The sequence below is a fragment of the Saliphagus sp. LR7 genome, from assembly GCF_003344565.1.
GTDB classification, from domain to species: Archaea; Halobacteriota; Halobacteria; order Halobacteriales; family Natrialbaceae; genus Saliphagus; species Saliphagus infecundisoli.
In genome coordinates this window covers 1-253 of the sequence record NZ_QPND01000102.1, presented here as the reverse complement: position 1 = coordinate 253, position 253 = coordinate 1, and the positions used below count along the sequence as shown (strand labels likewise).

1 pseudogene is annotated in these 253 nt (G+C 60.1%); it reads left to right on the top strand.

The annotated features are described in order from the left end of the window. Positions 1-19: 19 nt before the first annotated feature. Positions 20-127: pseudogene (locus tag DVH23_RS23345) on the top strand (site-specific DNA-methyltransferase); the annotation flags it as partial. Positions 128-253: the final 126 nt, after the last annotated feature.

The window sequence follows — 253 nt, the reverse complement described above, 5'->3', positions numbered from 1 at the left end:
CGGCGAACCGAGGAGACGAATGGAGACGACCCACCGCGTCCGCGTCGGCGACGCACGCGACCTCTCGCTCGCCGACGACTCGGTCGAACTCGTCGTCACGTCCCCGCCGTACCCGATGATCGAGCTTCAGTCGATCACATCGGGTTAGAGTAAGCGTCTGCTTGGATGCGGTGTGAAGCCTACCCAAGCAGACAACAAGGTAGAGGAAGAGCACCTGCTTAATTTTGTCGTCAACAGCCTCGGAGACGATCTC